This is a genomic window from Arthrobacter sp. B0316-1-20 (assembly GCF_059091865.1).
The window spans coordinates 1-11,844 of sequence record NZ_JBNHHC010000008.1 but is presented as its reverse complement, the minus strand read 5'-3'; the positions used below and the strand labels follow the sequence as shown (position 1 = coordinate 11,844).

At 68.0% G+C, this 11,844-nt stretch carries 12 protein-coding genes and 1 pseudogene; 7 read left to right on the top strand and 6 right to left on the bottom strand.

Features of this window, described 5'->3' with window-relative positions; all coding sequences use genetic code 11:
• Window positions 1-44 precede the first annotated feature (44 nt).
• The gene (locus AC5RW2_RS14820; RefSeq protein WP_494074097.1) at window positions 45-1,724 is read left to right on the top strand and encodes a glycoside hydrolase family 10-like protein; all 1,680 of its coding nucleotides are present in this window, start codon (window positions 45-47) and stop codon (window positions 1,722-1,724) included.
• A gap of 15 nt (window positions 1,725-1,739) precedes the next feature.
• Entirely contained in the window at window positions 1,740-2,123 is a 384-nt protein-coding gene (locus AC5RW2_RS14815; protein ID WP_494074096.1) for a hypothetical protein, read from the top strand.
• Between the two features lie 12 nt (window positions 2,124-2,135).
• Here the strand turns inward: AC5RW2_RS14815 and AC5RW2_RS14810 are convergent, their stop codons facing one another.
• Window positions 2,136-2,525: a VOC family protein gene (locus tag AC5RW2_RS14810; protein ID WP_494074095.1), complete on the bottom strand. Its 390-nt coding sequence runs from the start codon at window positions 2,523-2,525 to the stop codon at window positions 2,136-2,138.
• 249 nt (window positions 2,526-2,774) lie between these two features.
• Here AC5RW2_RS14810 and AC5RW2_RS14805 point away from each other — a divergent pair, with 249 nt between their 5' ends.
• Window positions 2,775-3,335, top strand: coding sequence for a dihydrofolate reductase family protein (locus AC5RW2_RS14805; RefSeq protein ID WP_494074094.1), 561 nt, complete (start codon window positions 2,775-2,777; stop codon window positions 3,333-3,335).
• Window positions 3,336-3,364: 29 nt separating this feature from the next.
• Here AC5RW2_RS14805 and AC5RW2_RS14800 read toward each other — a convergent pair whose 3' ends face one another.
• Entirely contained in the window at window positions 3,365-3,715 is a 351-nt protein-coding gene (locus AC5RW2_RS14800; RefSeq protein WP_494022527.1) for a holo-ACP synthase, read from the bottom strand.
• A gap of 240 nt (window positions 3,716-3,955) precedes the next feature.
• The gene (gene glmS / locus AC5RW2_RS14795; protein ID WP_494000426.1) at window positions 3,956-5,857 is read right to left on the bottom strand and encodes a glutamine--fructose-6-phosphate transaminase (isomerizing); all 1,902 of its coding nucleotides are present in this window, start codon (window positions 5,855-5,857) and stop codon (window positions 3,956-3,958) included.
• A gap of 151 nt (window positions 5,858-6,008) precedes the next feature.
• On the opposite strand from glmS, the gene coaA reads away from it, so the two are divergent.
• From coaA to AC5RW2_RS14775, 4 genes are all read left to right on the top strand, one after another.
• Entirely contained in the window at window positions 6,009-6,986 is a 978-nt protein-coding gene (gene coaA / locus AC5RW2_RS14790; protein ID WP_494000427.1) for a type I pantothenate kinase, read from the top strand.
• Between the two features lies 1 nt (window position 6,987).
• Entirely contained in the window at window positions 6,988-7,917 is a 930-nt protein-coding gene (locus AC5RW2_RS14785) for a M15 family metallopeptidase (RefSeq protein ID WP_494074093.1), read from the top strand.
• Between the two features lie 128 nt (window positions 7,918-8,045).
• Window positions 8,046-8,444: a large conductance mechanosensitive channel protein MscL gene (gene mscL / locus AC5RW2_RS14780; protein ID WP_494022525.1), complete on the top strand. Its 399-nt coding sequence runs from the start codon at window positions 8,046-8,048 to the stop codon at window positions 8,442-8,444.
• 166 nt (window positions 8,445-8,610) lie between these two features.
• Entirely contained in the window at window positions 8,611-9,591 is a 981-nt protein-coding gene (locus tag AC5RW2_RS14775) for an SMP-30/gluconolactonase/LRE family protein (RefSeq protein ID WP_494074092.1), read from the top strand.
• 87 nt (window positions 9,592-9,678) lie between these two features.
• Here the strand turns inward: AC5RW2_RS14775 and glmM are convergent, their stop codons facing one another.
• From glmM to AC5RW2_RS14760, 3 genes and pseudogenes are all read right to left on the bottom strand, one after another.
• On the bottom strand, window positions 9,679-11,043 hold the full coding sequence (gene glmM, locus AC5RW2_RS14770; RefSeq protein ID WP_494074091.1) for a phosphoglucosamine mutase: 1,365 nt from the start codon (window positions 11,041-11,043) through the stop codon (window positions 9,679-9,681).
• Window positions 11,044-11,248: 205 nt separating this feature from the next.
• Window positions 11,249-11,743 carry a 30S ribosomal protein S9 gene (rpsI, locus tag AC5RW2_RS14765; protein ID WP_493979144.1) on the bottom strand — a complete coding sequence of 165 codons (495 nt, stop codon included), beginning with the start codon at window positions 11,741-11,743 and terminating at the stop codon, window positions 11,249-11,251.
• Window positions 11,744-11,780: 37 nt separating this feature from the next.
• Window positions 11,781-11,844 (bottom strand): annotated as a pseudogene (locus AC5RW2_RS14760) (50S ribosomal protein L13); the annotation flags it as partial.

Genomic DNA, 11,844 nt, shown 5'->3' with positions numbered 1-11,844 from the left:
GTATCGTTGAGCTACCATCAGGTTCCCGTGAGGCAGGGCTGGCCATGACTGGCAGCGGTTCCGGTTCCACAGGCGCTGTCTCCCGGCGCCACTTCACGACGGCGACCGCCCTCACCGTGCTCGGCGCGGCGGGCCTGTTGGGCGGCAGCCTCTCCCGCGCGGCAACGACCCACGGCGGTCCGCTGGAGGTCAGCCTCGCGGCGGCTGACATTAACCGGGTCTACCGCATTACCGCCCGTGAACGGGCGCGGGTCACGGACGCGCCCAAGCACGAGTTCCGTGGCTTCTGGCTCTCCACCGTGCTGAACATCGATTGGCCGTCGCGCCCCGGCCTGTCGGCGGCCGTTCAGCAGGCCGAACTGCGCAGCTGGCTGGACCTTGCCCGCAGCCGAAACCTCAACGCCGTGCTGCTGCAGGTCCGTCCCGCAGCAGACGTCTTTTGGCCGTCGACGGCGGGAGAGCCGTGGTCCCGCTACCTGACCGGCACCCAGGGAAGGAATCCCGGGTACGATCCGCTGGCCTACGCGATCGGCCAGGCGCATGCCCGCAACCTGCATTTGCATGCCTGGTTCAACCCGTTCCGCGTGTCCATGACGGCGGACCCGGCGGACCTGATTTCCTGGCATCCGGCGCGGAAAAACCCGGGCTGGAGCTTCGCCTACGGCGGCCGGCGCTATTACAACCCCGGCATCCCCGCCGTCCGCAGCTTCATCATCAAGGTGATCACCGAAGTCGTTGCCAAGTACGACGTGGACGGCGTCCACCTCGACGACTACTTCTATCCCTACCCGGTCGCCGGGCAAACCATCCCGGACTCCGCTGCCTACGATGCCTACCGGCTGGCCGGCGAGAGCGTGGCGGACTTCCGGCGGCGCAGCGTCAATGCTTTCGTCCGCGACCTCAGCGCCGCGATCTTCGCGGCCAAACCGCGGATGCTGTTCGGCATCAGCCCCTTCGGCATCTGGCGCAACCGATCGACCGACAGCTTGGGGTCCGCCACCTCCGGCCTGCAGAGCTACGACGCCACGTACGCCGACTCCCGGCTCTGGGTCAAACAAGGCTGGCTGGACTACGTGGTCCCGCAGCTGTACTGGCACCAGGGGAACCCGGCTGCCGATTACAACACGCTGGTCAATTGGTGGGCGGCCCAGGTGGGCGGCACGGTCTGCAAGCTCTACATCGGCGAGGCGGCCTACAAAGTGGGCGACCCCGCCCAGGGGGCCGACTGGCAGGACCCCCGCGAGCTCTACAACCACACAGCGAAGTGCCGGGCCACGCCGGCGGTGCGCGGCCAGGTTTACTTCTCCGCCAAGTCCGTCCGGGCCAATCGGCTGGGCGGCATCGGCCTCGTCCATGACAAGTTCTACCGGCGCGTGGCGATGACCCCGGTGATGTCCCACCTGGGCGCCCAGCGACCCTACTCGCCGCTAATCGTCAGCGCCCGGTGGAACGGAACCGGCGTCGAACTCGTCTGGCGGGGGGCGACGAGCGGGACGTTGCCGAGGCACTATGCCATCTACCGCTGGGAGTCCGACGGCGCCGCGGCGGCGTTCATTCCCTCGCAGGCGGGAGCCCTCCGGCGCGTGCACCGCCGCCGCGGCAATCCCGAAAGGTTCGTGGACACGGGCGCCGTCCGGGGACTCAAGTACTGGTACGTGGTGGTCGGCATGAGCGACCTCATGGTCGAATCCGCGGCCGCATCCGCCATCTTCATCCGGGCCTGACGCCGGGACGAAGCCATGACGCCTGCCTCCCCATCAGACGGCGACCAGGGTCTCGTCCTGCTGGAGACTCTCGCCCGCCGGTTTGCGGATGACCCGCTGGTCGAACGCGGCACCATGTTCCGCAGTGACGGGCTGAGGGTGGCCGGAAAGATCTTCGCGTTCCTCGGCCACGGCGGCCGGCTGATCGTGAAGGTTCCGCGGCAGCGCGCGGAAGAGTTTGTTGCTTCCGGGGCGGCGGAACCGGTCACGATGGGACGCCGGACGATGAAGGAATGGGTGGCCTTCCCGGCGATCGCCGACGACGCGTCGGCGGCCGGCGACGCGTCGGCTGCCGGGCAACAGTGGCTCAGCGTCGTTGACGAGGCGTATGCGTACGTCAAAAGCCTGGGCGGCAGCTGAAGACGGGCGCCGTTACCCTGCCCCCTGCCCTGCGGGCTGGAACAGTTCCACCAGATTTCCAGCCGGGTCGGCGAGCAGTATCTGACGTCCGCCGGGACCGGCAACCACTTCGCTGCGGAACGACAGTCCCGCCCCGCGCAGCCGGTCGATCTCCGCGTCCAGGTCTTGCACGACCAGGTGGATGCGGTTGCGCCCGGCGGCCGCATAATCCGGTGGGGTCGCGCGCGCCCCCGAGCTTGCCGGCCCGGAGAGCAACAGCCGCAGCGGCCCCCGCGTCAGGTCGGCGAAGGCGGGCGAGCGCATGTTGACGGTGAAGCCGAAATGACCGGTGTAGAAGTCCACGGCCGCCCCGACGTCGTCCACGAGGTAGCGGACGCTGGCGTACTGCTCCGATGCTGGCACGGCTCTTCCCCCTCACTGTGCGGCGAGCGGCGGGCGCCGGCTGTCAGGATACATCGCACGCGTTGCCCGGAACAGGGCCGGGCACCGGTCCCCCAACGGCGATCGCGACGGCGGAGTGAGCCGGCACAGCACAGCGATCCGGAACAGCGCAGCGAGCCGGAACGACAGCCCCGGCCTTCCGCCGATGCGCAAGGTTGGGGAACAATGGGCGGACGCTCCCCCGCCCTGCCCAATAGCCCAGGAGTCATCGTGGCACAGCTGCTGTATTCCGCAATCATGTCGCTGGACGGCTACATTGCCGACCGGGACGGCAACTTCGACTGGAGCGTTCCCGACGATGAGGTGCATTCCTTCGTCAACGACCTGGAAGGACGGGTGGGCACCTATCTCTTCGGCCGGCGCATGTACGAGGTGATGGCCGTCTGGGAAACCGTGCCCGCCGGCCCGGAGGTTTCCCCGGTCGAGCGGACCTTCGCGGAGTCGTGGCTGCGGAAGGACAAAGTGGTCTATTCCCGGACCCTGCAGACGGTTTCAAGCGCCCGAACCCGGATCGAGCGGGAATTCGAGCCGGAGGCGGTGCGGCGCCTGAAGGCCTCGGCAGCGGCGGACCTGAGCATCAGCGGGCCCGACCTGGCCGGCCACGCCTTCGCGGCGGGACTGGTCGATGAATGCCTGTTTTTCGTCTCCCCGGTCGTGGTGGGCGGCGGGAAGCGCTTTCTGGCGGAGGACCTGAGAGTCGGGCTCGAACTGCTGGACGAGCGCCGCTTCGGCAACGGCGTCGTGTACCTGCACTATCGGGTGGAACGTTAGCCCGGGCCCAACGCGCGCCCTGCCGGCCGCTACTTCTCGGCGACCGCCATGGCTGTTGCCAGGTCGCCGTCGTGGCTCATGGACAGGTGCCAGAACTTCACGCCCCTGGCCGCGGACGCCGCGGCGACGGTGCCGGTGAATTCCGGGTAGGGGTCTCCCCCCGCGTCGACACAGATGGTGCAGTCCTGCCAGTTCATGCCGGCCGGAGCCCCCAGTGCCTTGGCGATCGCTTCCTTGGCGGCGAAGCGGGCGGCCAAGGACCGGGTAGTGAGCTCGCGTTCCGCGGGCGTAAACAGTCGCTCCAGCAAGGCCGGGGTGCGCTGCAACTGCCGGCGGAACCGGGAAACTTCCACCACGTCCACGCCGATGCCCACGATCATTCTTCGGCTCCCGCCCGAACCGACCACGGCGAGCGGGCGCACCGCGGAGCCAGGACCGGCTCCCCGGTGGAAATCAGGGTGCACCGCACGGGCGGCACGGACAGCAGCCGGACACGACGCCGGAGCGCCGCGTGCCGGGCGCGGACGGGACGTCTGGGAACGGAGCAGGCCCCGATCCTGTTGTACGGAGACCGGGGCGCCGCGAAGAGTAACCGGGTGGACATGCCTGCCAACTGCCTGCTACTCGACGGTGACGCTCTTGGCCAGGTTGCGCGGCTGGTCCACGTCGTAGCCCTTGGCCGTCGCCAGTGCCAAGGCGAAGATCTGCAGCGGGACCGTGGTGAGCAGCGGAGCCAGCAGCGTCGGCGTCTCGGGAACGTAGAAGACGAACTCGGCGAAGTCCTTGACGGAGACGTCGCCTTCCTCGGCGATGACAATGGTCTTGGCGCCGCGGGCGCGGATTTCCTGGATGTTCGAGACGACCTTGGCGTGCAGCGAGTTGCGGCCGCGCGGCGAAGGTACCACCACGAAGACCGGCTGGCCTTCCTCGATCAGGGCGATCGGCCCGTGCTTGAGCTCGCCTGCGGCGAAGCCTTCGGCGTGGATGTAGGCCAGCTCCTTAAGCTTCAGCGCGCCCTCCATGGCGACGGGGAAGCCGACGTGCCGGCCCAGGAACAGCACCGACTTGCTCTCGGCCATGAGCACGGCCAGGTCCTTGATGTCCTTGGCGTTGTCCAGCACGCTCTGGATCTTCGCCGGGATCTTGCCCAGGTCGGCCAGGATGTCCTTGATCTCGCCCTGGAACTTGTTCCCGCGCAGCTGCGCCAGGTAGAGGCCCAGCAGGTAGGCTGCGGTGATCTGCGCCAGGAAGGCCTTGGTCGAGGCGACGGCGATCTCGGGTCCGGCGTGGGTGTACAGCACGGCGTCGGCCTCGCGCGGGATGGTCGAACCGTTGGTGTTGCAGATCGCGAGGACCTTGGCTCCCTGCTCCTTGGCGTACCGGACGGCCATCAGGGTGTCCATGGTCTCGCCGGACTGGGAGATGGCCACAATCAGGGTGTTGGCGTCCACGATCGGGTCACGGTAACGGAACTCGTGCGAGAGTTCGACCTCCACCGGGATGCGGCACCAGTGCTCGATCGCGTACTTCGCCACCTGGCCGGCATAGGCCGATGTGCCGCAGGCCAGCACGATGATCTTGTTGGCGGTCTTGAGCAGCTCCGGGTCGATCCGCAGCTCGTCCAGGGTCAGCCTGCCGTGCAGGTCCGAGCGGCCCAGCAGGGTCTGGCCGACCGCCTCGGGCTGGTCGTTGATTTCCTTCTCCATGAAGGACGGGTAGCCACCCTTCTCCGCGGCGGCCGCATCCCAGTTCACCTCGAATTCGGTGCCCTGGGCGGCGTTGCCGAAGAAGTCGGTGATCTCGAAGGAGTCGGGGGTAATGGTCACGATCTGGTCCTGCTCCAGCTCCACGGCGCGGCGGGTGAAGTCGATGAAGCCGGAGACGTCGGAGCCCAGGAAGTTCTCGCCCTCGCCCAGTCCGACGACGAGCGGCGAGTTACGGCGTGCGGCCACGACGACGTCGGGCTGGTCCTGGTGGATGGCCAGCAGGGTGAAGGCGCCCTCCAGCCGCTGGCAGGCGAGCTGCATGGCCTTGGCCAGGGTCGCGGTAGCGGGATCCTCCGCAACCAGAGACCGGTAGAGGTCTCCGAGCAGCACCGCTGCCACCTCGGTGTCCGTTTCCGAACGGAACGTGTGGCCCTTGGCCAGCATGGAGGCACGGATCTCGGCGAAGTTCTCGATGATGCCATTGTGGATCACGGCGAGCTTGTCGCCGTCGGCCAGGTGCGGGTGCGCGTTTTCGTCGGTGGGGCCGCCGTGCGTGGCCCAGCGGGTGTGGCCGATGCCGGTCAGCGACTCGGGCAGCGGGGCGGACTCGAGCTCGTCCAGCAGATTACTCAGCTTGCCCGACTTCTTCCGCGCCTCGATCCCGGAGCTGGAGATGACTGCCACTCCCGCGGAATCGTAACCGCGGTATTCCAGGCGGCGAAGGCCCTCGAGAACGACGTCCAGGGCGCTGTGATCAGCAGCGCTGACTCCGGCCCCGCCGTCGCGGCGGCCAACATAACCTACGATTCCACACATGGGATTAAGGGTACCTGCCCGCGGGACCGTCACCGACAGAGGGTTCCGCACGCCATCCCGGCGGCCGCTGCGAAGGCGGGACGGGGCAATCCGCCGCGCCGCAGCGGGGCGCCTTTTGGGATTTGAATCCCGCAGCAGGCACAATTCATAGGTGACTGATGCGACACCGAAGACGACGGCGTCCAACGGTGAGAGTAACTTCACACCATTCGTGGAGCTGGACCGGCAGACCTGGTCCCGGTTGTCCAACGAGATTGAACAGCCCCTGGACCAGGACGATATCGAGCGGCTCCGGGGCCTGGGCGATGCCCTGAACCTGGACGAGGTCCGCGAGGTCTACCTGCCGCTCTCCCGGCTGCTCAACCTGTATGTGGGCGCGGCCGGCGAGCTGCACAAGGCCACCACCACCTTCCTGGGCGAAACCAGCCGCCGCACACCATTCGTGATCGGCGTGGCCGGATCGGTCGCCGTCGGGAAATCCACCACGGCCCGCGTGCTGCGCGAGATGCTGCGGCGCTGGCCGGACACCCCGAACGTGGAGCTGGTCACCACCGACGGTTTCCTCTACCCCAACGCCGAACTGGCGCGGCGCGGGCTGATGGAACGCAAGGGCTTCCCCGAGTCCTACGACCAGCGGGCGCTGCTGCGCTTCGTGTCCGAGGTGAAGTCCGGGGCAGAGGAAGTGCATGCGCCCTGGTATTCGCACCTGACCTACGACATCGTGCCGGACAAGGAAGTGGTGGTCCACCGTCCGGATGTGTTGATTGTGGAGGGCCTGAACGTCCTGGCTCCGGCGCGCCCGCGGGCGGACGGACGCACCGGGCTGGCGCTGAGCGATTTCTTCGACTTCTCCATTTATGTGGATGCCAAGACGTCCTATATTGAGCAGTGGTACGTCAACCGTTTCCATAAACTGCGGCGGACGTCCTTTACGGATCCGGAATCCTATTTCCACCGCTACGCCTCGCTCACGGACGAGGAGGCCACCGAGACGGCCCTGGGCATCTGGCGGCGGATCAACGAACCGAACCTGAGGGAGAACGTGCTGCCGACACGCGGGCGGGCACAGCTGGTGCTCACCAAGGACGCGGACCACTCGATCCGCAGAATGCTGCTGCGGAAAACCTGACATGGCCGTTCTGAGGGCGCCGGTGCTCGCAGCCGGCCTGGCCGCCGCGCTGGCCCTGCTCACCGGTTGCGCCCCGGCGGGGGAAACCGCTCCGCCCCCCGCCGCGTCCGCCGGCACGACGACGGCCGCACCGACCGCACCGGCGCCGACCCCGGACGAGGGAACCACGTCCCTTCCGGTCCCCGAACAGAGCCCGAAGGCTCCAAAGAATGACGGCGATGCCACCGGCGGCGGCCAGAAGGACGGCGGAAGCAAGGGCGGGGCCTCGGGCGGCGGCCAGAAGGACGGCGCGGGCGGCGGCAAGAAGGACGGCGCCGCGGCCGCCGGGGAGGACCACACAGATCCGGCGAGCATCGCCGTCGTCGTCAACAAGGCCCGTCCGCTCGATCCCTTGGACTACTACCCCGGAGACCTGCGCCAGCCGGCGGTGGCCCTGAGCGCGGGCGGGGAATCGGCGCTGCTGCGGGACGCTGTGGCAACTGCCACCGAGGACATGTTCAACGCGGCCGCCGCCGACGGCGCGTTCATGATCATGATCAGCGGGTTCCGGTCCTACGCGACGCAGGCCAGCACCTACAACCACTGGGTCCGGCAACACGGCAGCGAGGCCGCCGCGGACATGATTTCGGCGCGGCCCGGTTATTCGGAGCACCAGACCGGGCTGTCCCTGGACATCGGCGACGCCACCGGGATCTGCAACCTGCAGCAGTGTTTCGCCGAGACGGCGGCGGGCAACTGGGCGGCCCACAACGCCGCACGCTTCGGATTCATCATCCGCTACCGGCCCGGCGCCGAGGCCATGACCGGTTATTCGCCGGAACCCTGGCACCTGCGCTACGTGGGAAAGAAGGTGGCCGCGGACATGGCCAAACGGGGCATCGAGACGCTCGAGGAATACTTCGGGTTACCCGGAGCCGCCCGCTATTCGTGAGCGGTCGCAGCCGCGCCCATCCTGCGGCTTCCTCATCCCGGCGGCGGCCTCCTTTCCCTGCCCGCGGCGGCCTCGCGTCCCTGCCCCCGCGACCCCAGGTCCCTGCCCCGAGGCGCTACATTGGCCACATGATAAACGGATTCAAAGAGTTCATAATGAAGGGCAACGTCATTGACCTTGCCGTGGCCGTAATCATCGGCGGGGCCTTCGGGAGCGTGGTCAACGCCTTGGTCAACAGCGTGCTGATGCCGTTCATCGCCGGGTTGGTCGGCTCGCCGAATTTCGACAGTTTCCTGCTCTGGAACTTCAACGGAAACGACGTCGCGTTCGGCGTCCTGCTGACCGCCATCGTGAACTTCCTGCTCATCGCCTCGGCGATCTACTTCGTCATCGTGGCACCAATGAACCACATGATCGAGCGGCGCAACCGCCGCCTGGGAATCAACAAGGAAGAAGAGGCCGTCGACCCTCAGGTCGCGCTGCTCACCGAGATCCGCGACGCACTGCAGGCACGCAACCAGGCGTAAGGAAGATGTCCGGAAGCCGGCCGCGACCGCCGCTGCGGGCCGTTTGGGCACCGCCTCCGGGAGGGCCTGACGTTTCCGCCGGCCCGGCGTACGCTATGAGCATCACCATCGGGAGCCTGCTGGAGGGAACTCCCGACACCATCGCGCAAGAATCAGGTGAACCTCCATGCGACCCCACCTCCCCCTTTCCCTGGCGGCACGATGTGCCGCCGCCCTGCTGACCGCCGTCGCCCTGATGCTGACGGGGCTGCCGGCTACCGCCGGCCACGTTGTCTCCGGCACCCACGGCTCGTCACCGGAGTGTACGGACCGAATCATCGACCTGCCGGACGCGACGTCCGCGGAGGGCATCGCCGCCGGCCGGGGCAGCACCTTCTACGCCGGCGACCTGCTGGCGGGCGACATCTTCCGTGGCGACGTACGGCGGGGCACCGCCGAGAAGTTCATCGACGCACCGGACGGCCGGTTCGCCGTCGGCATGGCTGCCGACACGCGGCGGAACCTGCTCTTCGTGGCCGGCGGACCTACCGGCAAGGCCTATGTTTACAACACCCGGACCGCGGAACCTGTGGCCGAGTTCCAGTTGAACGACCCCGCCAGCTCCTTCATCAACGACGTAACCCTTGGCCGGGGCGGCGCCTGGTTTACGAACTCGCGCGAAGGCGAGCTGTACTTCGTGCCGGTCGGTCACCGCGGGCAGCTGGGCAGCCCGCGGACATTGCAACTGAGCGGCCCTGCCGCGGAAACCCCCGCGGCGTTCAACCTGAACGGCATAGTGGCGGCCGACCACGGGCGGCAGCTGATTGTGGCCCACTCGGCCAACGCTGCGCTGTACACCGTGAACCCGGAAACCGGTGCCAGCGCCGAAATCTCCGGCGTCAGCCTCCCCAACGTCGACGGGTTGGTGCTGAAGGGCCGCTGGCTTTGGGCGGTCCAAAACATGGACAACCAGATCAGCGTGATCAGGCTGGACCGCCGGATTGACTCCGGGGAGGTCCGGTCCGTGATCACCAGTGACGCTTTCCAGACCCCGACCACCGCCGCGCTGTTCGGCCGCCGACTCGCCGTCGTGAACGCGAAGTTCGACACCGGGAACCCGCCGACGGCGGACAGCTACGAGGTGGTGCTGGTGAAGGCCCGGCGCTGAGGGCTGCTCCGCACGCGGTCCTTGGGTCCCGGCAGGTCCGCCGGCCGCCGGACCGGCTTCCCGCCCGCCCAGTCTGCGGCGGCGCCCCTACTCGGCGGCGGCCGCCTCCAGCGACAGGTGCGCCTTCACGGTCCGGGCCAGCTCCTCGGCGGTTGCCTGGGCGGTTTCCATGTCAGCGGCTTCGACCATCACGCGCACGACCGGCTCGGTGCCGGAGGGGCGCAGCAGCACCCGTCCGGTCCCGCCCAGCGCGGCGGACGCGGCCGCCACGGCCTGCTGGAGGGGCTGGTTGGTTTCGACCCCCGACTTGTCCACGTCCTTGACGTTGATCAGGACCTGGGGAAGCCGGACCATCCGCTGCGACAGCTCCGAGAGGGGCTTGCCGGACTTGGCCACCTGTGCGGCCAACTGCAGCCCGGTCAGGACGCCGTCGCCGGTGGTCGCGTACTCCGAGAAGATCACGTGCCCGGACTGTTCGCCGCCCAGCGAGTATCCGTGGGCGCGCATGCATTCCAGCACGTACCGGTCGCCCACGGCGGTTTCCTGGATGCGGATGCCGGCATCCTGCAGGGCCAGCTTCATGCCGAGGTTGCTCATGACCGTGGCGACCAGGACATCGTCCTTGAGCCGGCCGGCGTCGCGCAGGGCCAGCGCCAGGATGGTCATGATCTGGTCGCCGTCCACGACGTCGCCGCGCTCGTCCACGGCCAGGCAGCGGTCGGCGTCACCGTCGTGGGCAATGCCCAGGTCGGCGCCGTGTTCGACCACGGCTGCCTGCAGCTTCTCCAGGTGGGTGGACCCCACGCCGTCGTTGATGTTCAGCCCGTCCGGCTCGGCACCCATCACCACAATGTCAGCACCGGCGGCGCGGAAAACCTCCGGCGAGCAGCCGCTGGCCGCCCCGTGCGCGCAGTCGAGAACCACCTTCAGGCCCTCCAGGCGGGAAGGCAGGGTCTGCAGCAGGTGCAGGATGTAGCGGTCTTCCGCATCTGCGAAACGCTGGATACGTCCGATCTCCACGCCCGTGGGCCGGACGCGCGGCTGCGCCATCTCCTGCTCGATCGCGTCCTCGACCTCGTCCGGCAGCTTGTGCCCGCCGCGGGCGAAAAACTTGATGCCGTTATCCGGGGCCGGATTGTGCGAGGCGGAAATCATCACGCCAAAGTCGGCCGCCAGGTCCCCCACCAGGTAAGCGGCCGCAGGGGTGGGCAGCACCCCGGCGTCGTAGACATCGACGCCCGCACTGGCGAGGCCGGCCTCCACGGCGGCGCTGATGAACTCGCCGCTGGCGCGCGGGTCGCGGGCGATCACCGCCGTCGGGCGCTTGCCGTCTTCAACTTGCCGGTGGCCAAGGACCACTGCGGCCGCCTGCGCGACCTCGAGCGCCAGCTCTGCAGTGATCAATCCGTTGGCCAGTCCGCGGACTCCGTCGGTACCAAATAATCTAGACATCGCGACCCATTTTACGGCAGCGCACCAAGGAGCCGGTTCACCGACCGCCGGCGGACGCATGCTGCGCCCTGTTTTGGCCTCTGACCCCGCCGCAAGCGGCCTTACACCCCTACGCCCGCCCCCTCGCAACAGCCGCTTAAACACACGTGAGGCCCCGCAGCCATGCTGCGGGACCTCGCGTGGAAGCAGAAGCTTCGGAAGCGGTTTAGCGCTTCGAGTACTGCGGCGCCTTGCGGGCCTTCTTGAGGCCTGCCTTCTTGCGCTCGATGATGCGTGCGTCGCGGGTGAGGAAACCGGCCTTCTTCAGGGTCGGGCGGTTGTTCTCGCGGTCGATCTCGTTCAGCGCACGGGCAACGCCCAGGCGCAGCGCACCGGCCTGGCCGGAGGGGCCGCCGCCGTGGATGCGGGCGATGACGTCGTACGCGCCTTCCAAATCCAGGATCTTGAACGGATCGTTCACTTCCTGCTGGTGCAGCTTGTTCGGGAAGTAGTTCGCCAGCTCACGGCCGTTGATGGTCCAGTTGCCGGCACCCGGAACCAGACGTACGCGGGCGATAGCCTGCTTGCGGCGACCCACGGCGCCTCCGCCTACGGTGAGGGCGGGGCGTTCCTTCTTGGCGGTCTCGGTGACCTCGGATGATTCCGAGGTGTAGCTGGTGAGGGTTTCGCCCTCAGCAGCGGTGTTCAGCTCTTCAGCCACGATGCTCCTTGAATTAAGTTTCTAGTGGTGGCCGGCGCTACTGGGCGACCTGGGTGATTTCGAAGGTCTTCGGCTGCTGGGCAGCGTGCGGGTGCTCGGCA

What these genes read in the sequence shown, in the direction of transcription:
- glmM (WP_494074091.1), bottom strand. Translation starts at nt 11,043, where the DNA reads ATGTCTAGATTATTTGGTACCGACGGAGTCCGCGGACTGGCCAACGGA.
- AC5RW2_RS14775 (WP_494074092.1), top strand. Translation starts at nt 8,611, where the DNA reads ATGCGACCCCACCTCCCCCTTTCCCTGGCGGCACGATGTGCCGCCGCC.
- AC5RW2_RS14800 (WP_494022527.1), bottom strand. Translation starts at nt 3,715, where the DNA reads ATGATCGTGGGCATCGGCGTGGACGTGGTGGAAGTTTCCCGGTTCCGC.
- AC5RW2_RS14785 (WP_494074093.1), top strand. Translation starts at nt 6,988, where the DNA reads ATGGCCGTTCTGAGGGCGCCGGTGCTCGCAGCCGGCCTGGCCGCCGCG.
- AC5RW2_RS14815 (WP_494074096.1), top strand. Translation starts at nt 1,740, where the DNA reads ATGACGCCTGCCTCCCCATCAGACGGCGACCAGGGTCTCGTCCTGCTG.
- mscL (WP_494022525.1), top strand. Translation starts at nt 8,046, where the DNA reads ATGATAAACGGATTCAAAGAGTTCATAATGAAGGGCAACGTCATTGAC.
- AC5RW2_RS14820 (WP_494074097.1), top strand. Translation starts at nt 45, where the DNA reads ATGACTGGCAGCGGTTCCGGTTCCACAGGCGCTGTCTCCCGGCGCCAC.
- glmS (WP_494000426.1), bottom strand. Translation starts at nt 5,857, where the DNA reads ATGTGTGGAATCGTAGGTTATGTTGGCCGCCGCGACGGCGGGGCCGGA.